The organism is Acinetobacter johnsonii ANC 3681, assembly GCF_000368805.1.
In the GTDB taxonomy this organism is placed as follows: domain Bacteria; phylum Pseudomonadota; class Gammaproteobacteria; order Pseudomonadales; family Moraxellaceae; genus Acinetobacter; species Acinetobacter johnsonii.
The window spans coordinates 1,054,729-1,080,075 of record NZ_KB849705.1 but is presented as its reverse complement, the minus strand read 5'-3'; the positions used below and the strand labels follow the sequence as shown (position 1 = coordinate 1,080,075).

Here is a 25,347-nt window from a genome sequence, read left to right as displayed (position 1 = left end):
AATTAACTAGAACCTTTATGTTATTTAGGAATGGCATGAAATATCAACCGCCTTATACAATCACCTCTAAAATTATTCACTTGATTGCACAAATTAGTGAATCAATAGGGCGTTTGACTGCATTAACCCAAATTCAAGATAGTCTTAAATTGCGAAAAGCCAATCGTATTCGAACGATTCAAGGGTCTTTAGCGATTGAAGGGAATACCTTGAGTACAGAGCAAATCACAGCGATCCTGAATGGCAAGACCATTATCGCTCCACCTAAAGAAGTTCAAGAGGTACGTAACGCCCTAAAGGCATATGAAGAAATTCAAGATTGGAATCCTGATCAAGAATCGCATTTGCTTAAAGCACATCAAATATTGATGACAGGATTGATTGATGAGGTTGGACAGTATCGTCATGGTGGTGTTGGTGTGATGTCAGGGGATCAAGTCGTGCATATGGCTCCGCCTGCAAATCAAGTCCACCGTTTAATGGGAGAATTATTGCAGTGGTTGGCTGAAGGCAATGAGCACCCATTAATTCAGAGTTCAGTATTTCATTATGAGTTTGAGTTTATACATCCATTTGCTGATGGCAATGGGCGTATGGGGCGTTTATGGCAAACTTTAATCTTAAGCCAGTGGAATCCAATTTTTCTCAATATCCCTGTAGAAAGCTTGATTTATCAAAACCAAAAAGCTTATTACTATGCATTGCAAGCGAGCACAGATCGTTCAGATTCTGCACCTTTTATTGAGTTTATTTTGCAGATGATTCTAGATGCAATACTCAGTTCTGATGCCAGCGATCAAGATACCGCTCAAGCTAGCGTACAAGTTAGCGATCAAGTTAAACGTCTCATCCAGAATATGGAGCAGAAGGAATATAGCCTAACTCAGCTGATGGCTCTATTAGACTTGTCCCACCGAGCAACATTCCAAAAAAATTATTTAACTCCAGCATTAGAAGCAGGTGTGGTTGAACGCACTCTTCCTGATAAGCCTAAGAGTCCTAAGCAAAAATACAAATTAAAAATTGAGTTATAATGAGGTTAAGGGATTATTTGTACTATAAGAAAATAATTGAAATGATATAATATTGTAATTATTTTCAAATATAGTGTTCTGCTATAATGCTGCATACCATTTCAAATCCTGAATTTGGATTTGAACAAGATATTAAAGCGATTCAATGCACTAAATCTAAGTTGGGTCAAAATTGGGTCAATGAAATATATTTTTTGTTATAAATTACATAAAAACAGTTGCTTGGGTTTTGAGTTCAATTGACGCCACCCCAAAATTCCCGATTAAAGATGATCGCTAATGATCAGATTTAATCAAAAAAGTGAATAAAAGCCTTGGTTTAGAAATAAACCAGGGCTTTTTTTCTGCCTGTTGTTTATCAGCGTCCGTTATTGTAAGTCATTGATAATTGCTTTCTATCAAATATACTTGTGACACAATAGTGACACGCGTGTAACAACAAGAATGCTTACAGACATCCAAGTTAAAAGTCTTAAACCAAAAGAAAAGCGATATTCAATGGCAGATGGGGAAGGGCTTTCTATTGAGGTTTTTCCTACTGGGAAAAAGAAATGGGTGCTTTCATATCGAATTGAAGGAAAGTAGACCAGAAAACAACTGGGTGAATATCCCGAAGTAGGCTGTAAAGAAATAAGAAAAGTTGCACGGGACTTTAAAGCCGAGGTTTCAGGTAAATCAAAAGCCTCCCATCATTTAAAACAAGTGTGTGATGAATGGTTTGAATTAATGAGTCCGCAGTGGTCTAGTGAAAAATATATCAGCACGGTTAAATACCATTTGGACTACATCACTGAAGATTTTTTAGATCTACCTTTAGATGAAATCACTCGTTTTCAGGTTTCATCCAAAGTAAAAGAAATTGTGGCCAAAGGAACACTCGAAAAGGCCACACGTTGTCTGCGTTTAATCAATGTGGTTTTTAACTTTTAAATTTTTGTGCAACAAAGCTAAATTAAAGTATGTAATCTGGTGGATTTATTTAAAATTAATTTTAATTTAATAGTTAGGATGGATAAATAAAATTATACGTGAATTTCTAATCTATATGTAATGCAGGGTTAATATAATTTTAAAATAGAATGAAATATTTTTTATTTATAATGGTGGATGGTTTTTAATTTTTTTTATAATTTAAAGATAATATGTGAATGATGGTTGTTGGTTTAATTGAAACTGGAGAAATTGAAATTTTATGCTTTTTGAAGTTATTTTTTATAAAGAATATATGTAGTTTGGTAACCAATATTAACTATCTCAAACTTAAAAAAAAATTGCTGATATATTGTTCTAGAGACCGCTAATTTTACTATTTAGAATGAAAAATTTACATATAGTTTCAAGTGCTTGTGTGTTAGTTGTGAGTTCCTTTGTACACGCTCAAGTAGAAGTTACGCCTGAAGCATATGCCTTATGGAGTGAATATTATCAAATAGAAAATAATGACTTAGAAAAAGCGAATGAAATTTTACAAAAATTAAGCTTGAAAACTCCTCAAGATTCGAAAGTTTGGAAAACATGGGCATATTTAGAACTACGAAAAGAAAATAATTCCCAAGCTTTAACTTACATAGATCGTGCTCTAACGCTTAATCTAGAAGATGAAGAATTATTACTACAAAAAGCTTATTTGTTAAATGCTGCTCAACGTGACCCAGAAGCTTTAGAGATATTTAAAAGATTACAACACTCTTCAAATCCAGAAACTGTTGAGAAAGCTCAACAAGCAGTAAAAAATTTGAGTGGAACTGAAAGAAGTTCACCTAAAACAAGTTTCTCAGATATTTACTTTTCGCCTTCTTTTGAAGGTCGTTACGACACAGCTATTTTACCTCTAAAACTACGGTATGGGCGATATTGGGGGGAAGAAAACCGTGGGCAGGTTTATGGTTTTGCTAATGTCAACCGTGATACACGTTCAACAGGTGGAGCCCGTCCTGAAATTATTGATCAGAATGCCGCTATTTTAGGTGTTGGAGCGAATTATCGTCCTTGGGAATGGCCAATTTATTTATATTTGGAAGTAGGGGGAAGTTATGACCTGATTGATTTAAATCGGGATAAATTCAGAGAAAGCATTAACTTTGGTCTAGCGGGTTATCAGGAATGGTATTGGCACAATGCTGAAACCACACACACACCAAGTCTGAACCAAAATCAATATTTTGCTGAACTATATGGTAATGCTGCAAGCTATTCCCGTGAAGATTATAACGTAATTGGTGATCTGCGCTTACGTACAGGTTGGAACATGAATCGTGATCATTTCGGTAATGTACAGGCCTATTTAAAATTACACAGCATTAACGACTCTAATAACGAGTTTTATAACAATTTGGCTGAGCTAGGGCCAGGAGTTGCTTGGCAACCTGAAAATTTTCCTATCAAATTACGGGTTGAGCAGATGTATGGCAAATATATCAGTGGTGCACCTGTATCAGGGAAAAGAACTTTTGATAATACACGAGTTGAACTGACCTATTACTGGAGCTTTTAACGATGCCGATTTATCTTTCTTTTATTTTTGGTACACGCCCTGAGCTGATTAAACTGGCACCCGTAATTTTAAAAGCTAGACAAGATTCACGTTTTGAGGTGAATGTTGTATTCACAGGCCAGCATTTGGAGTTGGTGCAAGATGCAATTGAATTTTTTCAGATCGAAATTGACCATCATTTGCAAATTATGCAACCTGGAAAAAGCATAAATATCTTATTAAGTAAGGCATTGAGCGAGCTCGATCAGGTCTATCGTGAAATGCCAAAATGTGACGTAATTGTGGTGCAAGGTGATACAACAACCGTACTCGCTGGTGCTTTGGTGGCTTTTAATCTGAATATTCATTTGGCACATGTCGAAGCGGGATTACGTTCTTTTGACTTGATGCATCCTTTTCCAGAAGAAGGGAATCGGCAGTTGGTTTCGCGTTTAGCGCGTTGGCATTTTGCGCCAACTCAACTTTCTGCTGAAAATTTATACCAAGAAAATATTTCCAAACAGCAAATTTTTATTACAGGAAATACGGTCGTTGATGCGATTCATTATGCACGTGAGTTGATAGAGTCTTCTTCACAGCAGTCCCAACAAAGATTAGAAAGATTGGGGCTGAATTTGAGCGGGCAGCATCAACTGGTTTTGTTGACAGCGCATCGACGCGAGAACTTTGGTGAGGGTATTCAGAATATCTGTGCAGTGATTCATGAATTATGCCAGCGTTATCCGGAGCTACATTTCGCTTGGCCTGTGCATCTTAATCCTCAGGTTCATGACATTGCCTATAAAGAGTTTTCGAAGCATCCCCAAGTCCATTTATTAAAACCCTTGGATTATCCAGACTTACTCGCAATCTTGCAGGCGGCTCATTTTATTATGACGGATTCAGGTGGAATCCAAGAAGAAAGTCCAACTTATCAGAAGCCGGTACTTATTCTGCGGGACGTAACTGAGCGGCCTGAAGTGGTTGAAGCTGGCTGTGGGATACTGGTAGGTACAGATAAAGCCAAAATTATTAAAGCGTTTTCTCAGTTGATGGATGATTCTGTCTATTATCAACAGCATGCAGAAGTGGAAAATCCATTTGGTGATGGGCACGCCTCAGAACGTATCCTTGAGCAAATAGTACAAGACTTAAAGGTAGCAGAATAAATTAGTAATTGATTTTCATCCATAGATAAAGCCAGAACACACTGGCTTTATCTAAATAATGTGGCCCATCAAAAATATATATTCGTTGCCCAGCATAAGCTCTCAGTTGCTTAGCAATTTCCCAGGGATATGCTGCACGAAAACTTCCATCAGGTTTAGGCCGAAAAGCCTCTAAAATAATTACTACTCGGTTTTCACCAAACTCATTCTTAAGATTTTTATAAATGAGAGCAGCTTCTTCTGGACTGCGCGTGCCTACTCCTACACCATCTTGAAAGAAAACTTGAGCATTGTCTGGCAGCCAGCTTTCTAACCAATAATGTAAAAAAGGTGATTTACGATCAGCACTATAAACACTAATCCAGACAGGGCGTTTAAACTCGGAAACATGATGTGCTAGATTGGCAACCCCATGCCAGCTTGGATCTGCTTCTACTGGGAAATAATAACCAGCAGGTTGTACAGGCAGCTTAGTATGGATTATTTGCTGGGATTGTAAAAAAAGCTGGTCTATATTTTCACGAGCTATTGGTTCCTGATAATTTCCAGCTAAACCTAAAATAACCTTTTCTGCCCAAGGTTGTTCAGAAATTGAGCTCCATTTAGGTTGATGCTCCCATTGTTGTGTAGGAATTTCCTTAAAAAAGGAATGTCCATCAACAATACTCCATTGGGTTACAAATGTATCAATCCCCAAGAGATGCCAGTTTCCAGAAGGGTGGCTGATTTGATCGACTTGCCAGAATATACCTTCAATTTTAGGGGGAATAGATTGTGCATCTGCTCGAGTCATGAGCAATACCGAGCTAGTCACAGCTAAAGTGGGAAGAGCTAGGAGCACAAACAAACCTAAAATGAGGTATTTTTTCATCTTTATTCTTCTTTATTCTTATGCGCTTTACGGTTCCTGCGCCAGATGAGTAGGCTAATAATTAAAACAATCAGAACACCTAGGATAATAGCAATAGTTTGTAGAGAAATCTGCTCAATAATCGGTGGTTTTGCTTTTTCAACCATGTTTTGATTCAAAACAGTGATTTGCCCTTGTGCGGAAATAAATAATGCTGTGGTGTTGTTGGGTATTTTCTGCTGAATTTCGGGCCAGAATCGTGCAAAATTTTCTGCTCCCAAGTTATTATCACTATAGATCCAGAAGTTTCCATTTTTGACTGTAATCAGGCCACCATTTTCTGTGGTCGGTAAATAGAGAGTTTGGCCATATTTTTGCAATTCGGATTGATAACGTTGAGCATCAAGCTGGATATTAATGGCTTTAGGGGCATTTAATGTGAGTGGCGTGATATTTAAACCGATGGGGTCATTACTCAACAACATTTTCTTGGCAACTTGCGCCAAGCTAATAGCGATTGGGGTCGCGGCTGGAGTATTGACAGCAATTTCAGGCGTACTGCTAAACGTGCTAGAAAGCGTGATTACACCCTTTTTCATCTGATGCGGTAGATTCAGCTTAGTTTTTTTCGTATCTATCCATAAGGCATTTCCTGCATTTGGGAGGCAGTAATTGTTATTTAACTGGGTATTGCTGACCATCATGTTAAAGCTAGTGGTATAAGGATAGTCGGCACTTATAAAGTCAAACTGACGTTCCACTGGGCTTGAATCTAGCTTAGCTAGGCTGGTGCTCCCCGCCAAACCATCATTTAACCAGACTTGTAAAGTAGATCCCTGTAATAGTCCACTTTGAGAGCGAAAACTAAGTTGCCCATTTAAAATATCAGTTGCTTCCCAAACAGCTGGAAAGATCAGTGAAAGGTTTTTAGGGGAATTATCGAGCTTAAAATCGGTAACACCTAAATCCGCTAGGCTCTCGAATTTGCGTAAACTAGCCCATGTCGGTCTTGCAACAGGTCCATTTAATGATGCTGTTGGGGTATTGAGCTGTTCTAGATATTGGCGGTTGAGTAGAGCATTGATAGCCATCAGCAATTGCGATTCTGTCTCATATTCAATATTTAGAGTGGGCGTTTGGTTTTCCTGACTCAGACTAATTTGTGCATTCGGTAGTGATTTGGTTGAACGCTGAATACTGATAATGAAGTCGGGTACTACCCCCGTATTTGCAGTCAGTTTCCATTGTATGGGTGTAGCAAAGTTCCAAGCCGTGGTGAGTCGGCCGATCATGCTAGCTTCCATGAAATTTGTAGTATCAAAGCGCAGTAACGCCTGTATAGGTTCTGCGCGGTTGAGCTGGCTATTAAACAATGCATCTGGTAGCTGATTGAGCTGTAGGGTTTTACGCTGTGGCTGATAGCTCAGATTTGCCTGTGTGAGTGCCGTATAGAGATTACTAGATTCTAAGCACATATTTTCAGTGCTTTGTGCTTCAGTAGAGGGCTTTTGTAAAATACTAATATCGAGTCGGTGGAAGCCGCTTTGGGATGGTTGAAGGTTGAAACTTAATGTGCCTTTACCACTTAAGTTCTGCTGATGGATGAGCTGGTTGTCATAACGTACAATAATTGTACTATTACCCTGTACATTAAACTGACTATTGAACAGGACGTTTTGCCAGCTTTCCCCTTTAGCCACGTAAAAGAAATAAGGCGTACTTTGCTCAATGTTCTGTGAGATGAAATCATCTAGCTTCCATGTATCTGCATGGACATGTGCGCTACATGCAAGAAATAGGAGCGATGACATTAATGTAAAAGGAGCTGTTTTTATCTGTAAGGTCATTTTTTTTCCTTCTTCCGTTCTGTCTTGTACCAAGTAATTCCTTCACCTTTGATTTTTCCTTTCAGCATATCCCAAGCGGCTTTGAAAACAATCAACAGAAAGACTTGTGAATAAGTGAAATAGGCAATAAAAGCATAGAAATAAAATCTTTTCGGTACTTCTTTTTCAAGGCTAAGTGTGAACCAAATTTGTATTAAATAAAGGATAAAGGCCAGAATGAACAGTAGGGTGAATGGGCCTGGAATAGTAGTACCATCAATACCCAACAAGCCAATGATCATGGTCAAGTGACTTAAGAACAGGGCTGGAACAAACATGATGTAGCACATAATATTATTTCCGATTTCCATTCCAATTGGAAAAGGGTGTCGAATAGCTGTTCTTAAATATTTGCGTGTTACATAGAAGTTACCTTGAGTCCATCTAGAGCGTTGTTTGATGAAAATGCCTAGGTCACCAGGATCTTGCTGCCAGCCCACGGCATAAGGTACCCATTTAATTCGTTTATGACCTAAAAAAATCCGATAACTCATTTCTGTATCATCAACTAGAGATTTCTCATCAAAGCCACCCAAAATATCCAATGCGTCTCGCCAGATGACATAATTGGTGCCCATTAATGTCGATAGACGGAAGCGTAGCCAACGTCCGCCTTGAAAAATCCATTGAAAATAAATAAATTCAATTGCAATAAATGTACTGAGAGCACTGTCTTTCCAGTTACGTGTGCGTACTTTTCCATTGACAGCGACAAGGCTGGAATCTGCCAATAGAGTTTGCGCAATTAAACGCACACAATCGGGCTCAGGTGTACTATCTGCATCATAAACGGCAATCAGCTCGCCTTGAGCATACTTGAGGCCGTTATTTAAGGTTCTAGATTTTCCTTTACCACCTTGGCCTTTAGGGACATTAACTACACGAATGACAGGAAAATCGGCAGCCATGCGATCCGCAATTTCCTGTGTATCATCTTTGGAGGCATCATTAATCAGGAGTACCTCATAGCTTTCAGCAGGATAGTCCTGTGCGGCTAATGCACGTAAGGTATCCTCAATCACCAGCCCTTCATTATAAGCAGGAATCAATACACTGAGCATGGGCCAGCGTGGAGGTACTGGGAGGTTGGCCAGTTCTTTGCTGGCTTGAATAGAGTAGCGCCAAGCAGAAAAGCTAAGCCAAGCCCAAAAAGCTTGAGGAATCCAGATCCCAATAAATCCGATAATAAAAAGAATATCGATAGTGCTCATGATTTTTTAAACCTCCTCCATAGCATAGTAGAGAGAAGAATGAGCATTAAAATAATGATTACAAATACAGATACCCAAGAGGTAGATGTACCCCAAAAGCTTAGTAACCCTGGGTAATGAGTAGAGAGCACAAGGTGAAAAGGTAAAATCACTAAACCAGCTGAAAGTAATACATATCCGATCGGATTGGTGTGAATCCGGTCTTGCTGGCTATTAAAATGCAAATTTAAAAAATTCCAAGAAATTCCCAAGTCAGGATATGCAATATCACTTTCTGCAAGGCTGAGCTGCGGGTTTAAAACGATTCCAGTGCCATTAAAAGGTGAGTGAGTGTAAGCCGTATAAAAGAGCTGTTGGCCTGATTGGATACGCCGTGCAGGTAAAGGGAGTTGGTCAGGATTCGCTTGAACAACATATAAGCCACTTGGTAAGACCTTCAAGTTTGGATTCCAGCCTTCTTGAATATAGGCCCCCATAGGACGTAAGCCTGCACTGGTTGCCAAAGTTGCTAGACCAGGGAAGTGCTGCGGTTCAACACTACTTAGATCGAGTAGTGGGATTGCTCCTTCAGAAACTTCCTGTTTGACCTTAAAATAAATGGCAGGTCTCATGAAATTTTGAGGAATAAGTAGGCCAGATTTAATCCCTTGGCTCTTCATTTTTTTATAGCTTTCAGAGTCAAGTTGATCAACTGTAAAAACAGGCCATAATTTTTTAGTTGCTGAAAAATGTTCAGGAATTTTGCTGTTATCAGAGATCCCTTTTTGTTGGGTTGAAGTGGCCTTTTCCAAACGGCAGTGGTAATACTGCTGATAATAAGAGGAAAGGATTAAATCGGGCTGTGTATGGACTGAAATCAATAATCCGCAGGCGAAAATCATGCTACTCATAGGCTTTCCTCTGAAAAAGAAGTTTGCCCTTTGACATGCGAATGATGGGTGATTTTCGTTTTGATTAGTTCAATCTGTTTAATTCTGTCAATCAACTGCTTAGATGCCACAGAGTCTTGATCGGCAATCGTAATCACATAGAGCATCGAAAGTCGCGTATCAGTAAAAGAAAAATGTGGGGTCTCAAAATTATTTTCTAGTACATTGATAATTTTCTGCTGTAGGTGTTTTAGCTCATCCACCTGCAACATATCTCTTAATAAATTATGGTTGGTAATTTCTATATGAATTTCATTGTATTGAGGAATAAGGCCTTGGTTCAACATGTGTTGTACTTGATCATGCGTATAATGATAGGTACTGATAGGAAGTGTTTTATATATTAAATTTTTACGGTACGTATCAAGTAAGTCATTGGTCTGTCGATTGGTCGACATCATTTCATAATAAATACTCAATAGCATAGGTGCTACAGGGAAAACGAAAAGCTGCAATAATTTGGTATTGGTGTCGATTGTATTGACTTGGATATCAAACAAAATGTAAATAAAGAAGACAATAAAAATAAAAATACTCAGAATCATTGCTTGAATTAAATTTAAGAATCGCCCCAGTAAAATAAAAGCAATCAAAAGTACCCAGCTGCCTACAAGCTCTGTACGTAACCACTCGTATCCAACGATTCCTATAAAAAGGGTAATCAGCATAGGAATGAAGGTGATGGTTTGATTTGTTCTTACTAACCAATTCTTTTGCATTAAAATTACTTTTTAAGAAGTGTAATGATGTAAATAACTGTTAATTTTCATTTAAATTATTACATAAAGCATTGTAAATAAATTGTGTAAAAAGGATGTAAAATTATTATATTAGCCTGAAGACGGTTGACTTTTATTTAGAAATCTTAACTTTAATGACTTTATTAAATTTTCTTCTTGGGAGGTGTACAGAGTATTGATTTCAGTAAAATTTGATTGAGGGAAAGATTGGTATTAATTCTGTTTAAGATTCCTAATAGCTAAATTTATTCAATGAGGGATAGGTCAATAGCATCCGTAAATATCGTCCCAAAAACTCTGATAATGCTTGAAGAAGTGGTAATGAAGTATGACATATTAAAATTTTAAATATGGTGTCTAGTATAGTTTGGAGCAGAAAGGCTTAAAAGACTGAGAAAAATGATTTTTTGAATAAGACTCCATTTTAAACAAAGTCTTACTCATTTGAATTTTTCAATTATAAGAATACAATTAATAAAATCACACCTAAAACGACGCGATACCAAGCAAACACTCTTAACGTATGTTTTTCTACAAATTTCACTAAAGTTTTTACAACAATTAATGCCGCAATAAAGGCTGCGACAAAGCCAACAGAAATATTCAGTAAATTATCCGAGGTTAGTACACTTGCATTGCGAATTAGGTCATAGGTGGCTGCACCGAGCATAGTCGGCATGGCTAGAAAGAAAGAAAATTCCGTTGCTGCTTTACGAGAAAGCCCCGATAACATACCCCCAATGATGGTTGCACCTGAACGCGAAGTGCCTGGAATCATTGCGACGCATTGTGCAAAGCCAACGATAATGGCCTGTTTGATGGTAATATCCGTTGCTTCAATAGTTTTAGGCTCAATTTTTCGAGCTTCTACTGCAAAAATAATCAATCCCCCGATAATCAGTGCACATGCCACTACCAGCGGGCTAAATAGTACTTGTTTAATAAAATCAACCGCTAGCACCCCAATGACCACTGCAGGAATGAAGGCCAAAATGACATTGATGGCAAAACGTCGCGCGTGTTGGTCGCCAGAAAAAAAGCCACGAACCAGTTCAATAATTTTGTGTCGGTATAACCAGCAAACAGCCAAAATAGCACCGAGCTGAATTACAACTTCAAATGCACGTCCCGCATCGGATTGGAAATCAATGAGATGACCAAAAAGAATCAAATGCCCTGTACTGGAAATCGGTAGAAACTCCGTTAATCCTTCGATAAGCCCTAAGAATAAGGCTTTAAGTAATTCCAAGTTGTGCATAAATAAAAAAGTTAATAATTAAAAATTGGAATCTGTTTTAAGGTATTTCGTGCAACTTTGAAATGGGGAGGAGAAAGTTTTTTAGTTTTTTTTATGTCATAGGTCTTGGGATGGATCGAGTATTCATGTGCTGTATGTGTATTTACGGTCGTGGCGGATGTTTTTTGAATGAAGAAAATGATGAAGACCGTAGAATGGTGCATCCAAACGAAAATATTCTAAAATCATATTCTATTCAGCGATAAAAACGCTGTAATCCTATTCAACGCTCTAAATGAATGGTTTTGAATTTTTTGTCATCACTCTTGTGTATACCTTGGATTATTCTTTGCTTAGATGAAAAAAATTGCATGGAAATCGAAATGAGCCCAACAATTTCTAGATCTAACTGATGCTGTTTAAAGAGCACGTGATCAAAAGTTCAGTTATCTAAAGAGCAAGCCAATCATTGTTTCACTTTTTTTGACTGAGTTGTCATCGGAATTAGAGAAGTTGAAATAAGAAGAAGAAAAAGATGCTTATTTAATTTTAAATAGAATAATTTACGCAAAGTTTACGCCATCCGCATTTTTGAATATAGAGAATTTACGCCCTCAATTTCCATACTTACGCTGACCTATTTTAAATGGCTTTTGCTATGTGGGAATTTATTACTGTATTTGTATTTTCATTGCTGTTGGCCTATCCGCTAGGACACTATCTTGCGGATGTGATACAAACCAAACCAATGAAAAGTGACAGCTTCTTTAAGTGGATTGAGCAACCGATTTATGCTGTGCTCGGTGTCAAGCGCAGCGGGATGAACTGGCGACAATATTTGGGTGCCTTTGTTCTGAGTAATGTTTTACTGCTTGGGGCGAGTGTCACTATTTTAATGACACAGGCATGGTTACCATTGAATCCTGATCATATTCCGAATATGAATTGGGACTTGGCTTTACATACCACCATTTCATTCCTGACCAATACCAACCAACAACACTATTCTGGACAGGCTCAACTGTCTTATCTATCGCAAATGACCGTGATTGTGGGATTGCAATATTTTTCTCCAATCATGGGGCTTGCCTTATTGGTTGCCATGTTAAGAGCATTATTTTTACAATCAGCTCAACAACAAGACCTAGATCAAAACAAATGGAATCGCATTAATCTGGGTAATTATTGGATGGATATCATTCGACCACTATTTCGATTTTTCATTCCTTTGGGATTTATTTTTTCTTTACTGCTCACTTTTCAAGGTGTGCCAGCAACCTTATCTGCGGGGCCAACAGCGCAAGTTTTAGAGCAAAGCACAGAAGTCAAAACTCAACATATTCCACTGGGCCCTGTTGCACCGATGGTGGCAATTAAACAACTGGGCAGTAATGGGGGTGGCTGGTATGGCCCCAACAGCACTGTGCCTTTAGAAAATCCAACACCATTGTCCAATGTGATTGAGATGATTGCGATTTTACTGATTCCACTTTCTGCGGTGTTTATGGTTGGGCGTTTTATTCAACGTAAAAAACTGATGTGGATGATTTTTGGCAGCATGTTGTTAATGTCACTTTCTTCAACGCTATTGACCCTGTGGGCTGAAAAATCTTCGCTCACTCCAAATACTGCTTTGATGGAAGGGAAGGAAATGCGTTTCGGTGCTGAAGCATCGGCATTGTGGGGAAGTTTGACCACACAAGTGAATAACGGCTCTGTGAATATGATGCATGACTCTGCCTCACCCCTAACGGGATTGGTTGAACTGTGCAATATGTTGATCAATGCCATTTGGGGCGGCATAGGGTGTGGTTTATTACAGTTCTTCATTTATCTGTTTTTAGCGGTATTTATCGCAGGTTTGATGACAGGGCGTACCCCTGAATTATTTGGGCGAAAAGTTGAAGTCACTGAAATTAAGTTATTAGCGCTGGTGATTCTTTTACAACCTGTGGTGATTCTTGGTCTGACTGCGATTGCAATTGCATTCCCATCGATGACAGGAAATTCTAATCCAGATTTTCACGGTATTAGCCAAGTGTTTTATGAGTATGTCTCTGCTTATGCCAACAATGGTTCGGGTTTTGAAGGCTTAGGCGATAACACGTTATGGTGGAATCTGAGTGCCAGTGTCGCTTTACTGGCAGGGCGTTATAGCGTGTTGATCATTCCAGTCTTAATTGCAGTCAGTTTAGCAACCAAACCGCAAGCAGCCGAAAGCAAAGGTTCTTTACATATTGAGTCACCGACATTTGCACTGACCTTAATCGGAATCGTGTTGATTCTCACCTTATTGCAATTCATGCCCGTGTTGGTGATTGGGCCAATTGCTGACTATTTATCGATAAAAGTTTAAGCGTGGAGCAAGCACAATGAAACATTCAAATGCGACACAACAGATGGATATCTTGAATAAAGAAATTATTCAGCAAACTTTCCATAAATTGCTGCCTCAACACGCGTTTAAAAATCCAGTGATGGCATGTGTGTGGGTGGGAACAGTTTTAACCCTTGTTGCCACTTTGATGGGAAATGCCAGTTTAGGTTTTGGTTTAGTCCTAAGCTTGATTTTATTGGTCACGGTCTTATTTGCCAATTATGCCGAGGCGGTGGCAGAAGCCAAAGGACGTGGGCAAGCAGCATCTTTACGTCAGGCGCGTGAAAATTTAACTGCAAATCGTATTCTCGATTTAAATGCCATCCCGACAGTGATTTCTGCAAACCTACTCAAAAAGGATGATTTAGTCATCGTCAAAGCAGGTGAAATTGTTCCAGCGGATGGTGAAATTATTCAGGGTTTTGCGACCATCAATGAATCAGCCGTTACAGGTGAATCTGCACCCGTACTGCGTGAAGCCAATACCGACCGTTCAGGTGTGATTGGCGGCACTAAGGTTTTGTCCGATGAAATTATTATTCGAGTCAGTAATGAAGCAGGGCATAGTTTCCTAGACCGTATGATTGCCTTGGTGGAAGGTGCCAACCGTCAAAAGACACCGAATGAGGTTGCACTCAGTATCTTGCTGAATATCATGACTATCACCTTTATTGTGGTGGTGCTGACTTTACCTGTTATTGGTTCAATGGTCGGGATCAAAATCAGTATGGTCTTGCTGATTGCCCTATTGGTGTGTTTGATTCCAACTACGATTGGCGGCTTGCTGCCTGCAATCGGTATCGCAGGGATGAACCGCGCTTTAAAAGCCAATGTCTTAGCAAAATCAGGGAAAGCGGTTGAAGTTGCGGGTGATATTGATGTGTTGCTCTTGGATAAAACAGGCACGATCACCTATGGAGATCGCCAAGCCACTGCTTTTTATCCATTGGCAGGTGTGACCCCAAGTGAGTTACGCCAAGCGGCAATGCTCACTTCTTTTGCTGATCCGACGCCTGAAGGGAAGTCGATCATCAGTCTTGGGAAAGAGTTAGGTGAAAGCATCCAAGAACCGAAAGATGCTGAGTTCATTCAATTTAGTGCCTCAACACGTTTATCGGGTGTGGACTTGGCTACGGGACAAACGATTCGTAAAGGTGCTGTCGATGCCATTCTTAAATTTACCCATCAAGAAATCAAAGACAACATTGAGCTTAAAACCCGTGTAGAGCAAGTGGCTTCTAAAGGTGCAACACCACTTGTGGTGGCTTTGGATCACAATATTTTAGGTGTGATTGAACTCTCAGATGTGATCAAGCAAGGCATTAAAGAACGCTTTGCGCTGCTACGTGAGATGGGCATAAAAACTATTATGGTCACGGGAGACAATCCATTGACTGCGGCTGCGATTGCTGCCGAAGCAGGGGTGGATGACTATATTGCGGAAGCGAGACCTGAGGACAAATTGGCGTGTATTCGTAATGAGCAAGCAGCAGGAAAATTGGTGGCAATGGTGGGGGACGGAACCAATGATGCGCCAGCTTTGGCTCAAGCTGATATTGGTTTAGCCATGAATTCGGGTACGCAAGCAGCCAAGGAAGCAGGCAATATGGTGGACTTGGATTCAGATCCAACCAAATTGCTAGATGTAGTGGAAATTGGCAAGCAGCAATTGATAACCCGTGGGGCTTTAACCACTTTTTCGTTGGCAAATGACGTGTCAAAGTACTTTGTGATTTTACCTGCATTATTCGCCGTGGCGATTCCACAACTTGGGGTATTGAATATTTTGCAATTGGGTAGTCCGAGCAGTGCGGTGATTTCCGCTTTGATCTTTAATGCCTTGATTATCCCGATGCTGATTCCATTGGCATTGAGAGGTGTGCAATTCAAACCAGTCAGTGCTTTGCAATTGTTACGCCGTAATATGTTGATCTATGGGGCCGGTGGGGTGATCTTTCCGTTTATTGTGATCAAGCTGATTGATCTTGTTGTGTCCTTGTGGATTTAGGAGTTGGAAATGAATACTTTATTGAGTCATGAGCAATTGAATCAACAGGACTTGGCATTATCTAGTCAAGGACATTCAGTCCTACGTCCGAGTCTTGGTCTGATTGTGGTTGGTTTTTTGATTGCAGGTATGTTGTACGCTACAGCAAGTGTCTCGATTGCGCAGTTGATCTTTCCCAAACAAGCCAATGGTAGTGTCATTGAACTGAATGGTAAAATTATTGGTTCAAGTTTGGTAGGGCAAAACTTTGTTAGTGAACAATATTTTCATGGACGACCAAGTGCGGTAAGTTACAATGTCGATGGCATGGCAGGCAGTAATTTGGCAATCTCTAATCCTGATTTACAAAAACAAATTAAAGGGCGAACAGTGCAATTTGCCCAGAATAATCATATTACTGAGCAACACGTGCCGAATGAGATGGTGACAGCATCCGGCAGTGGGATTGATCCTGATATTTCACCTGAGAGTGCATTATTGCAGGTGAAACGCGTGGCACAGCAACACCATTTGCCTGAGCAGCGAGTGCGTGATTTGGTACAACAACAAATTCAGCCTGCACAATTCGGCGTCTATGGGCAAGCGCGAGTCAATGTGTTGCAGTTAAATTTAGCCTTAGATCAATTGTCATCGACCACACGTTGATAGAGCGTAATTATGCAGATCGACCGTAATAACAAAGCAGATGCATGGTTGGCACATAGTCAACGTGAACAATCTGGACGTTTGACCATTTTCTTGGGTGCAGCACCTGGGGTAGGGAAAACCTATGCCATGCTGACCCGAGCGCATGAATTGATGCAACAAGGGCAGCATGTGGTGGTCGGCGTGGTGGAAACTCACGGTCGATCTGATACCGAACGTTTGATTCAAGGGCTGAATGTTATTCCAAGGAAGCCTGTGGAATATCAGGGGCGAATGTTGGACGAGATGGATCTCGACCAAATTCTTAAATTAAAGCCTCAAATTGTGCTTGTTGATGAACTTGCCCATCGCAATGTACCCAATAGTCGGCATGAATATCGTTGGCAAGATGTCAATGAGTTGTTGGATGCAGGCATTGATGTCTATAGCACCTTAAATATTCAGCATTTGGAAAGCCTCAATGATGTGGTTTTTCAAATTACGGGGATTCGGGTAACTGAAACTGTCCCCGATGCACTACTTAAACGTTTGAAAGATATTCGACTGGTTGATTTACCTGTTCCTGAATTATTAGAACGGATGAATCATGGCAAGATTTATTTCGCCGATGTTGCCCCCTATGCATTACAAGGTTTTTTTAAAGCTGCAAATTTGACAGCATTACGTGATCTGGCAATTCAAACTGTTGCAGGGCAGGTCGATATTGATTATCGAGAAAAATTTGTTGCGCAAGGGCAGATTATTCCGATTCAAAATCATGTGATGTTGGCGATAGATGGTTCTGAGTTTTCAGAAGATTTGGTACGCCGTGCCCATCGGATTGCGGAAAGGCGCAATGCAACGTGGAGCGTCATTTCGATTCAAAAAAGTAAGGTTGAAACGACCCAAGCCTTTGCAGTGACTAAAGCCTTTAATCTAGCACGTAAGCTTGGTGCAGATACCTATTTGCTGTATAGCAATCATATTGCATCGACCATTTTACAAGCGGCTTATGATTATGGTGCATCTAATATTTTACTCGGCAAAAGCCCTCAAAAATCGTTATGGCAGCGCCTATTCTCAGATCATATTGCCGATCAACTGTTAGAGAAACAGCATCCTTTTGAAATCACCTTTGTTCAGCCTTTGAAAGCCAAAAATAATGAAAAGCGTTTGCAGAAAGATGTGGCTCATTCATCTTGGCTGGAACAAGGCTTGGTATTTAATCAACGTGAAGTGTTTGAAAGTATTATCATTGTATTGCTAGGACTGATTGTGGCAGCAATCAGTGATCATTTTATTGGGTATAGTGATTTAGCTTTGATTTTTATTGTGACTGTATTATTGGTTGCGATACGTGCCCGCATGTTGATTACAATTATCAGCGTATTTGTCTGTTTTTTACTCTACAACTACTTTTTTATCGAACCTCGCTTTACCTTTATGATTAGTGCTGAACGTGGGGTGATTACCATTATCACGTTCATTGTCTCAGCCTTACTGGTTGGGCGTTTAGCCAACCAATTACGCGCTCAGGTGCTTAGCCTACGTGCTGCAAACTCAGTGTCGTTACAGTTACAAGAATTAGAGCGCAAGCTATCGACCTGTGTAGATATTGAACAGGTGTTAAATGTCGCCAAACAACATTTGGAAACTTCATTAAATGCCACGGTCTGGTTAAAAGTTGAAAATCAGTCTTTAGGTGATCCATCTGTCTTAAATGAAAAAGATCAAATTGCCGCAGATTGGACGCAGAAAAATGCGAAACCCTGTGGACGTTTTACCAATACGCTGACCAATTCTGATTGGTGGTTTATTCCACTGAATTTAGTGAAAGAATATGGCGTGATTGCAATTCGCTTTTATCAAAGTGCTCAAACCATTAGCTTTGAATTGCAGCGTTTAACTGAGTTGATGATTGAGGATATCGCACAAACTGTTGCTCGGGTTCAACTCTCGTTACAGTTAGAAAATTCTCGTGTGGTGGCTGAAACGGAAAAGCTCCGCTCTGCTTTACTTTCTTCGGTATCGCATGATTTACGTTCACCCTTAGCCGCGATGATTGGTTCGGCAGATACGCTCAAATATTATGGTGAACAGATGCCTGAAAGCGATCGCCATGAATTATTAGACACCATTCATATCGAGGGCGAACGACTGGATCGCTATATTCAAAACCTGTTGGACATGACTCGTTTAGGTCATCAGGGTTTGACTTTGAGTCGTGCTTGGATCGGTGTGGATGAACTGATTGGCTCGGCAACGCAACGACTGAAACGCTATCAGCCTGAGGTGAAAATTGAGATTGCTTTGGCGGAAGAACTTCCGCAATTGTATGTGCATCCTGCTTTAATTGAACAAGCCATTTTTAATGTCTTAGAAAATGCCGCCAAGTTTTCACCAGAGAATGTTCCAATTGAAATCAAGATTCAGCAAGAGGGACACTTCTTACAAATTGACATTACCGATCAAGGGATTGGTATTCCCGAAGATGAACGTGAACAAATTTTTGATATGTTCTATACCATGCAGCGTGGCGATCGCGGTAAAACAGGAACAGGTTTAGGGTTGGCGATTGTCAAAGCAATTATTGGCGCACATATGGGTAGTATCGAAGCTTTTGCTAGAACAGATGGTCAAGGCACCTTAATTCGCATACGATTACCGTTACATCAGGACTAAAAACATTTTTATGCCGCAAACAATTCATCCGAATGCATCAATTCTGATTATTGATGATGAGCCTCAAATCCGAAAATTTTTGGACATTGCTTTACGTGCGCAAGGTTATCAGGTGCATGTTGCTGAAAGTGGCATGAAAGGCTTAGAAATTTTGGCAACACGAGGTGCGGATTTACTGATTTTAGATTTGGGTTTACCTGATATGGAAGGGCAGCAGGTGTTGACCGAGATGAGACAGTGGTCAGATATTCCTGTGATTGTGTTATCTGCACGCCCTGATGAAAATCAAAAAATTAAATTGCTCGATGCAGGCGCAAACGACTATGTGACCAAACCGTTTAGCATTCAGGAATTATGCGCTCGTATTCGAGTGATGTTTCGCAATAAACCACAACAGTCTGAACAGAATGTTGTATTTGATGATGGTCAATTATCTGTGGATGTGGCTGAACATGTGGTGACATTTGCTCAGGAAGAAATTGTACTCAGCAAAAAAGAATTTCAACTGTTAGCACTCTTGATTCGTCATCAAGGTAAGATCGTCACACAAAAACAAATCATGACCGAGTTATGGGGCATTAGTCATGAAGAGGATACTCATTATCTTCGAATCTTGGTGAAAAAACTCCGCAGCAAAATTGGAGATTCTGCGGTCACTCCAAAATATATTTTTACCATTGCAGGCGTGGGGTTACGTTTCGATGCAGCAAACCGCACATAGTAAAAAGCTCAATTTTTTTATAATCGATTTTGGCTAACTTAGAGTTTCAAAAGATGCCTAATTTTATTCGTAATCATAGGATTACAAGCCAAAATTGCAATTAAGATAATAGATATACCGAGAATACTGAACATATCAGGAATCTCATGCCAAAAAATAAAGCCCCAAATCCCTGCAAATACAATCGCAATATAATTCATCGGCCCAATTTGCCCAGCAGGGGCTAAACTATAGGCATAAGACATAAACAACTGGCTGATGTTGGCTAAGAGCCCTGCGGTAATGAGTAAGGCCAATTCTTTGAGTGTGAAGATACGCCAGTGCCAAAACATTGGAATAGATGAAATGAGCGTGCCAAAAATACAAAAATAGAAAACGATCCGTTCAGGTGGCTCAGTACTGGTCAGTGCACGTACAGTGACAAAGGCCATTGCAGATAAGAAACAAGCACCTAGACCAATCACAGACAACGCATTAAACATCCCTTGATCAGGTTTTGCCACCAACAGCACTCCGATTAAACCGACAACTGCCGCGATAATCATGCCAAGGCTTATTTTTTCTTTGAGAAAGAAGTAGGCAATCAGTGGAATAAAAATCGGTGAGGAGTAACTAAACACCATCGCATTGGACAGTTTTAGATGTGCAATAGCATAGAAAAAACCATACATTGCAGCTAAACCGACTACACTGCGCCAAGTATGCATCCACAATTTATCGGTTTTAATAAAACTTAAACCCTGCTTAAACAGCATAGGAATAAAAATAAATAATCCGACAGCATTCCTAAAAAAGACCACTGTCGGATTATCTACCGTTTCAGATGCAAAACGAATGCACACGCCCATAATCGAAAACAGTAAGGCTGAAGTCATTAAACAGAGCAGTGCTTTACTCACAGCCGTTGAGGGAGATGATGTGTTTTGCATCATAAAATTGTGTTTCCGAGTACATAAACAGGTAAATAGAAGAATCAGCCGATTCCTCTACCTACCTTATAAAGTTTAGGTCACAGGGGCAGGGTTAAAGACTGCAAGTGAATTATGAATTCCCCAGTGATCTGACCAAGTTTTCTTTTCACCGCTTGCAACTTGCAAAATGAGTTCAAATAATTCCCAACCCACTTGTTCAATGCTGCGTTTACCAATCGCGATATCACCCGCGCTAATATCAATCAGGTCATACCAACGGTTGGCAATGGTGTTACGGCTCGCCATTTTAATCACAGGAACTGCGGCTAAACCGTAAGGCGTGCCACGACCTGTGGTAAAGACTTGTACTGTAATGCCAGAAGCCATTTGTTGTGTACCACAAATAAAGTCGCTAGATGGCGTTGCAGCAAAAATCAGCCCTTTCTTGGTTGGTTTTTGTCCCGGTGCCAAGACTTCAACAATTGCGGAGCTGCCAGACTTAGCAATCGAGCCCATGGCTTTTTCCACAATATTGTTTAACCCCCCCTTTTTGTTACCTGGGGTGGTATTGGCACTGCGGTCTACTTTACCTGCGGCGAGGTAGTCATCATACCATTGCATTTCACGAATGAGGTCTTTTGCAACTTGCTCATTTTCAGCACGAGGGGTCAATAAATGAATGCCGTCACGTACTTCAGTCACTTCTGAGAACATCACTGTACCGCCGCAACGGACAATGAGGTCAGAAGCAAAGCCTACAGCAGGGTTAGAGGTCATACCTGAAAAGGCATCACTGCCACCACATTGCATGCCCACCACCAAATGTGATGCAGACACTTCTTCACGTTGACGTTGATTGAGTTTTTCTAAATGGTGTTCCGCCACCGCCAAAATGTGGTCAACCATACTCTGAAAGCCATTATGACGTTCATCTTGCAGTTGAATGATATCTTGGTCTTCGACAGGAATACGTTTGTTTTCAGCAGGAATATTCAGCAAGCGTTCAGGTTGCATTTTTTCACAGCCTAAGCTGACCACCATCACTTCGCCACCAAAGTTTGGATTCAGCGCTAAGTTATGAATGGTACGAATCGGCACAATCGCAGCAGGTGCATCAATCGCGACACCACAGCCATATAAGTGGTTGAGTCCGACAATACCATCGACATTTGGGTATTTATGTAGTAATTCACGTTCTACGATTTTAACCACATGATCGACAATCCCTTCAACGCAGTTCACGCTGGTGGTAATTGCCAATAAATTTTTGGTTCCAACAGAACCATCTTTGTTTTTATAACCTTTAAAAGTGTAACCAGTGAGTGGTTCAAGTACTGGGGCAGGACGAGTTGCGAGTTCTAAAGAGTCTAAGGTCGGTGCTTCAGGCATTAGTGTAACCGCTTCATTGACCCATGAGCCTGCGTTTAACGCTTTATTTGCATATCCAATAATTTCACCGTAGCGTACAATCGGATCATTTTCTTTCAATGTTGTTAATAAGACTTTGTGCCCTTGAGGGACAGCTTCAACCAAAGTGATGTCTTGTGCTTCAACATACGTACCTTGCGCAAGACCACCATCGTTCACCACGATCGCGACGTTGTCTTGCGGATTAATTTTGATGAGTAGTGGTCTTTGTTGCATGATCGTTCCTTGTATTTAGTGGCAAACAGAGCTAGCTAGAAGATAGCTAGCTCTGGTAAAGCATGAAGCGGATGAATTAAGGTGCAGTAGTTTTCAGTTGGAAACGCTCGATTTTGCCAACCATGAATAGATAACACAGCAGTGCAATCACGGCATGGATACCCACAAAGACTAAAGCATTATTGAATGAACCTGTTGAGCTGATGATGTAACCAATCACGATTGGAATCACGATACCTGCAGTATTACCAAAGGTATTGAATAGACCGCCAGATAGACCAATCATTTCTTTTGGTGCGACGTCCGACATCACCGCCCAACCTAAAGAACCAAAGCCTTTGCCGAAGAAAGCCAATGACATAAAGAAGATGATGGCAGTATGTGATTCCACATGGTTACAGATCACAATACTGGTTGATAAGAACAGACCTAAAATAATTGGCAACTTACGTGCGAAAGTCACTGAATGATTCATTTTGATAAGACGGTCTGATACCAAACCGCCCAAAATACCGCCAATAAAACCACAGAGTGCTGGTGCAACTGCAGCAAAACCAGCTTGTAAAATGGTCATATGACGTTCTTTAACTAAGTACACAGGGAACCATGTTAAGAAGAAATAGGTTAAACAGTTAATACAATATTGCGCGATGAAAATTCCCAATAACATGCGTGAAGAAAGAAGCTGTTTAATATCGGCAAAAGAGGTCTTTTTCTTTTGCTGAGTATTATTTTTATCTTCCCCCATGAGGACTAAACCACCACCTTGTTTGATGTATTCAAGCTCTGATGGATTGATACTTGGATGGTTGACTGGGCTATAAATCACTTTTAGCCAAATAAACGATACGACAATACCAAGGCCACCCATAATCCAGAAAATAGATTGCCAGTGAACTTGAGCAACTAACCAGCCCATAAATGGAGCAAAGATCACGGTTGCAAAATACTGTGCAGAGTTAAAGATGGCGGCTGCTGTACCGCGTTCTTTGGTGGGGAACCATGCTGCCACAATTTGGCTATTGCCTGGGAAAGCAGGGCTTTCAGATAAGCCAACAAGGAAACGCAATAAAAACAGGACACTAATAACAGCGCCAGTACTGCCGAAAATATCCGAAAAACCAATTAAAATCGTGAAGAATGACCATAAAAAAATACTGGCAAAATAAACTTTTCGCGCACCGTATTTATCGAGTAGCCAGCCTCCAGGAATCTGACCAATCACATAGGCCCATGCGAATGCAGAAAAAATATAGCCCATGGTCACAGAGTCAATACCTAACTCTTGTGTCATTGGTGAAGCAGCCATAGAAAGGGTGGCACGATCACCATAATTGAGTGAGGTGACAATAAAGATCATCGCTAAAATTAAGTAGCGGGTCTTGGTATGTTTGGCCGTTGCAACTGTAGCGGCGCTTTGCGTTTGTAAGTTTTCCATACACAAACTCTTCTATCCGTGACCTAATTTGTGCGCATTCAAATTAGAGTGACTTCATGTCTATTTAACGAAATAGGTACTCTAGCATCATGAGCAAATACACTATTTCTTCCCAAATGCTCTAAGCAATTCTTCAAAGATGTATGACATCTTATGATTATTTTTGAATTGTTTGCAATTTGTTTTTTTGGATTTTAATGGGTTTTTATTAAGTTATTGAATATTAATAATTTAAAAAAATAAAGAGGTATGATGACTTGCTCGTTTGCCTAAGAGAAACTTATTTATACGCATAAAACATCATATTTTATTCTTTTTAAAAGAGGAACTAAATCAGCAATTAGTTGAAAAAGTATAAGATTTTTTGCCTATTATTTAACTCTCGAGCAATTTTTTGGGCTTTTTTAGAAAAAATATTGGATATTGAAAATTTATGTTGTAGGATGTCAGACAACTTATAGATGACTATGGAGAGTTACAATGGAAGCAGTTGAGTTAAAGAGCATTATTTCTGATGGTTTACTTTCTTTTCCAGTAACTGACTTTGATCAGAATGGTGATTTTAATAAAGCGACTTATCAAAAGCGCTTAGAGTGGTTAGCACCTTACGGAGCAAGTGCACTCTTTGCTGCGGGTGGTACAGGTGAGTTTTTCTCATTAACGGGCAATGAATACTCTGAAGTGATTAAGACCGCGGTTGATACCTGTAAAGGCAGCGTGCCAATTATTGCAGGTGCAGGTGGTCCAACACGTCAAGCGATTGCACAAGCGCAAGAAGCAGAACGTCTAGGTGCTCAAGGTATTCTTTTAATGCCACACTATTTAACGGAAGCGAGCCAAGAAGGTTTGATCGAACACGTTAAACAAGTATGTAACTCTGTAGACTTCGGTGTCATTTTCTATAACCGTAGTGTATCTCTTCTAACTCTTGATTCATTACAACAGCTAACCGCTGCTTGCCCGAACTTGATCGGCTTTAAAGACAGTTCTGGTCAAATTGATATGATGACAGGTATTACTCAAACTGTCGGTGATCGTTTATCTTACTTAGGTGGTTTACCAACTGCAGAAGTATTTGCTGCACCGTACAAAGCACTCGGTTGCCCAGTGTATTCATCTGCAGTGTTTAACTTCATTCCAAAAACTGCCATGGAGTTCTACCACGCAATTCGTGCCAACGATACAGCAACGACTGATCGTTTAATCAAGGATTTCTTTTTGCCGTTAATCCAAATCCGTGACCGTAAAGCGGGTTATGGCGTAAGTATGATTAAAGCGGGTGCCAAGATTGTGGGTTATGATGCGGGTCCTGTTCGTCCACCATTAAGTGACTTAACGCCGAAAGACTTCGAAGATTTGGCTGCATTAATTGCAACTTTAGGTCCGCAATAAGTTTAGAAATTTAGGCATTGG

At 40.1% G+C, this 25,347-nt stretch carries 18 protein-coding genes and 1 pseudogene; 10 read left to right on the top strand and 9 right to left on the bottom strand.

Going from position 1 to position 25,347, the window contains the following annotated elements:
• Positions 1-35 precede the first annotated feature (35 nt).
• From F946_RS09335 to wecB, 4 genes and pseudogenes are all read left to right on the top strand, one after another.
• Positions 36-1,034 carry a Fic family protein gene (locus F946_RS09335; protein ID WP_004981550.1) on the top strand — a complete coding sequence of 333 codons (999 nt, stop codon included), beginning with the start codon at positions 36-38 and terminating at the stop codon, positions 1,032-1,034.
• A gap of 444 nt (positions 1,035-1,478) precedes the next feature.
• A pseudogene (locus tag F946_RS17035) lies at positions 1,479-1,961 on the top strand (tyrosine-type recombinase/integrase); the annotation flags it as partial.
• 388 nt (positions 1,962-2,349) lie between these two features.
• Positions 2,350-3,528 carry a tetratricopeptide repeat protein gene (locus F946_RS09325; protein WP_004981548.1) on the top strand — a complete coding sequence of 393 codons (1,179 nt, stop codon included), beginning with the start codon at positions 2,350-2,352 and terminating at the stop codon, positions 3,526-3,528.
• 2 nt (positions 3,529-3,530) lie between these two features.
• Complete coding sequence (gene wecB, locus F946_RS09320; RefSeq protein WP_004981547.1) at positions 3,531-4,676, top strand: non-hydrolyzing UDP-N-acetylglucosamine 2-epimerase; 1,146 nt, start codon at positions 3,531-3,533, stop codon at positions 4,674-4,676.
• A 1-nt stretch (position 4,677) separates the two neighbouring features.
• Here the strand turns inward: wecB and F946_RS09315 are convergent, their stop codons facing one another.
• The 6 genes from F946_RS09315 to F946_RS09290 all read right to left on the bottom strand — a co-directional run bounded on the left by F946_RS09315 (position 4,678) and on the right by F946_RS09290 (position 11,550).
• Positions 4,678-5,547: an alpha-amylase family protein gene (locus F946_RS09315; RefSeq protein ID WP_004981544.1), complete on the bottom strand. Its 870-nt coding sequence runs from the start codon at positions 5,545-5,547 to the stop codon at positions 4,678-4,680.
• Between the two features lie 2 nt (positions 5,548-5,549).
• Positions 5,550-7,373 carry a hypothetical protein gene (locus tag F946_RS09310; protein WP_004981543.1) on the bottom strand — a complete coding sequence of 608 codons (1,824 nt, stop codon included), beginning with the start codon at positions 7,371-7,373 and terminating at the stop codon, positions 5,550-5,552.
• Positions 7,370-8,623 carry a glycosyltransferase family 2 protein gene (locus F946_RS09305; RefSeq protein WP_004981541.1) on the bottom strand — a complete coding sequence of 418 codons (1,254 nt, stop codon included), beginning with the start codon at positions 8,621-8,623 and terminating at the stop codon, positions 7,370-7,372. Before F946_RS09305 ends, F946_RS09310 begins: the two co-directional genes overlap by 4 nt.
• A complete protein-coding gene (locus tag F946_RS09300) occupies positions 8,620-9,513 on the bottom strand; it encodes a hypothetical protein (RefSeq protein ID WP_004981539.1) in 894 nt (297 codons plus the stop codon). The genes F946_RS09305 and F946_RS09300 overlap by 4 nt, the downstream gene beginning before the upstream one ends.
• Entirely contained in the window at positions 9,510-10,271 is a 762-nt protein-coding gene (locus F946_RS09295; RefSeq protein ID WP_004981538.1) for a hypothetical protein, read from the bottom strand. Before F946_RS09295 ends, F946_RS09300 begins: the two co-directional genes overlap by 4 nt.
• A 478-nt stretch (positions 10,272-10,749) precedes the next feature.
• Positions 10,750-11,550, bottom strand: coding sequence for an undecaprenyl-diphosphate phosphatase (locus tag F946_RS09290; RefSeq protein ID WP_004981537.1), 801 nt, complete (start codon positions 11,548-11,550; stop codon positions 10,750-10,752).
• 637 nt (positions 11,551-12,187) lie between these two features.
• Between F946_RS09290 and kdpA the strand changes: the two genes are divergently transcribed.
• The 5 genes from kdpA to F946_RS09265 are packed head-to-tail and all read left to right on the top strand — an operon-like array spanning position 12,188 to position 19,941.
• A complete protein-coding gene (gene kdpA, locus F946_RS09285; protein WP_035326659.1) occupies positions 12,188-13,885 on the top strand; it encodes a potassium-transporting ATPase subunit KdpA in 1,698 nt (565 codons plus the stop codon).
• 16 nt (positions 13,886-13,901) lie between these two features.
• A complete protein-coding gene (gene kdpB, locus F946_RS09280; RefSeq protein ID WP_004981531.1) occupies positions 13,902-15,914 on the top strand; it encodes a potassium-transporting ATPase subunit KdpB in 2,013 nt (670 codons plus the stop codon).
• A 9-nt stretch (positions 15,915-15,923) separates the two neighbouring features.
• Positions 15,924-16,559, top strand: coding sequence for a potassium-transporting ATPase subunit KdpC (gene kdpC / locus F946_RS09275; protein ID WP_004981529.1), 636 nt, complete (start codon positions 15,924-15,926; stop codon positions 16,557-16,559).
• Between the two features lie 12 nt (positions 16,560-16,571).
• Positions 16,572-19,220, top strand: coding sequence for a sensor histidine kinase (locus F946_RS09270; protein ID WP_004981527.1), 2,649 nt, complete (start codon positions 16,572-16,574; stop codon positions 19,218-19,220).
• A gap of 10 nt (positions 19,221-19,230) precedes the next feature.
• A complete protein-coding gene (locus F946_RS09265; RefSeq protein ID WP_004981526.1) occupies positions 19,231-19,941 on the top strand; it encodes a response regulator in 711 nt (236 codons plus the stop codon).
• Between the two features lie 38 nt (positions 19,942-19,979).
• Here F946_RS09265 and F946_RS09260 read toward each other — a convergent pair whose 3' ends face one another.
• The 3 genes from F946_RS09260 to F946_RS09250 all read right to left on the bottom strand — a co-directional run bounded on the left by F946_RS09260 (position 19,980) and on the right by F946_RS09250 (position 23,934).
• On the bottom strand, positions 19,980-20,870 hold the full coding sequence (locus F946_RS09260; RefSeq protein WP_035326922.1) for a DMT family transporter: 891 nt from the start codon (positions 20,868-20,870) through the stop codon (positions 19,980-19,982).
• 75 nt (positions 20,871-20,945) lie between these two features.
• Complete coding sequence (garD, locus tag F946_RS09255) at positions 20,946-22,496, bottom strand: galactarate dehydratase (protein ID WP_004981521.1); 1,551 nt, start codon at positions 22,494-22,496, stop codon at positions 20,946-20,948.
• Between the two features lie 76 nt (positions 22,497-22,572).
• Positions 22,573-23,934, bottom strand: coding sequence for an MFS transporter (locus F946_RS09250; RefSeq protein ID WP_004981520.1), 1,362 nt, complete (start codon positions 23,932-23,934; stop codon positions 22,573-22,575).
• Positions 23,935-24,414: 480 nt separating this feature from the next.
• On the opposite strand from F946_RS09250, the gene kdgD reads away from it, so the two are divergent.
• Positions 24,415-25,326 (top strand): 5-dehydro-4-deoxyglucarate dehydratase, encoded by a 912-nt coding sequence (gene kdgD / locus F946_RS09245; RefSeq protein WP_004981518.1) that lies wholly within the window; start codon positions 24,415-24,417, stop codon positions 25,324-25,326.
• Positions 25,327-25,347: the final 21 nt, after the last annotated feature.

Excerpts from the sequence above, each read along its gene's own strand:
- F946_RS09265 (WP_004981526.1), top strand. The coding sequence starts at position 19,231 with ATGCCGCAAACAATTCATCCGAATGCATCAATTCTGATTATTGATGAT.
- garD (WP_004981521.1), bottom strand. The coding sequence starts at position 22,496 with ATGCAACAAAGACCACTACTCATCAAAATTAATCCGCAAGACAACGTC.
- F946_RS09325 (WP_004981548.1), top strand. The coding sequence starts at position 2,350 with ATGAAAAATTTACATATAGTTTCAAGTGCTTGTGTGTTAGTTGTGAGT.
- kdpC (WP_004981529.1), top strand. The coding sequence starts at position 15,924 with ATGAATACTTTATTGAGTCATGAGCAATTGAATCAACAGGACTTGGCA.
- F946_RS09310 (WP_004981543.1), bottom strand. The coding sequence starts at position 7,373 with ATGACCTTACAGATAAAAACAGCTCCTTTTACATTAATGTCATCGCTC.
- F946_RS09295 (WP_004981538.1), bottom strand. The coding sequence starts at position 10,271 with ATGCAAAAGAATTGGTTAGTAAGAACAAATCAAACCATCACCTTCATT.
- F946_RS09250 (WP_004981520.1), bottom strand. The coding sequence starts at position 23,934 with ATGGAAAACTTACAAACGCAAAGCGCCGCTACAGTTGCAACGGCCAAA.
- F946_RS09305 (WP_004981541.1), bottom strand. The coding sequence starts at position 8,623 with ATGAGCACTATCGATATTCTTTTTATTATCGGATTTATTGGGATCTGG.
- F946_RS09300 (WP_004981539.1), bottom strand. The coding sequence starts at position 9,513 with ATGAGTAGCATGATTTTCGCCTGCGGATTATTGATTTCAGTCCATACA.
- kdpB (WP_004981531.1), top strand. The coding sequence starts at position 13,902 with ATGAAACATTCAAATGCGACACAACAGATGGATATCTTGAATAAAGAA.
- F946_RS09270 (WP_004981527.1), top strand. The coding sequence starts at position 16,572 with ATGCAGATCGACCGTAATAACAAAGCAGATGCATGGTTGGCACATAGT.
- wecB (WP_004981547.1), top strand. The coding sequence starts at position 3,531 with ATGCCGATTTATCTTTCTTTTATTTTTGGTACACGCCCTGAGCTGATT.
- kdgD (WP_004981518.1), top strand. The coding sequence starts at position 24,415 with ATGGAAGCAGTTGAGTTAAAGAGCATTATTTCTGATGGTTTACTTTCT.
- F946_RS09335 (WP_004981550.1), top strand. The coding sequence starts at position 36 with ATGAAATATCAACCGCCTTATACAATCACCTCTAAAATTATTCACTTG.
- F946_RS09260 (WP_035326922.1), bottom strand. The coding sequence starts at position 20,870 with ATGCAAAACACATCATCTCCCTCAACGGCTGTGAGTAAAGCACTGCTC.
- F946_RS09290 (WP_004981537.1), bottom strand. The coding sequence starts at position 11,550 with ATGCACAACTTGGAATTACTTAAAGCCTTATTCTTAGGGCTTATCGAA.
- F946_RS09315 (WP_004981544.1), bottom strand. The coding sequence starts at position 5,547 with ATGAAAAAATACCTCATTTTAGGTTTGTTTGTGCTCCTAGCTCTTCCC.
- kdpA (WP_035326659.1), top strand. The coding sequence starts at position 12,188 with ATGTGGGAATTTATTACTGTATTTGTATTTTCATTGCTGTTGGCCTAT.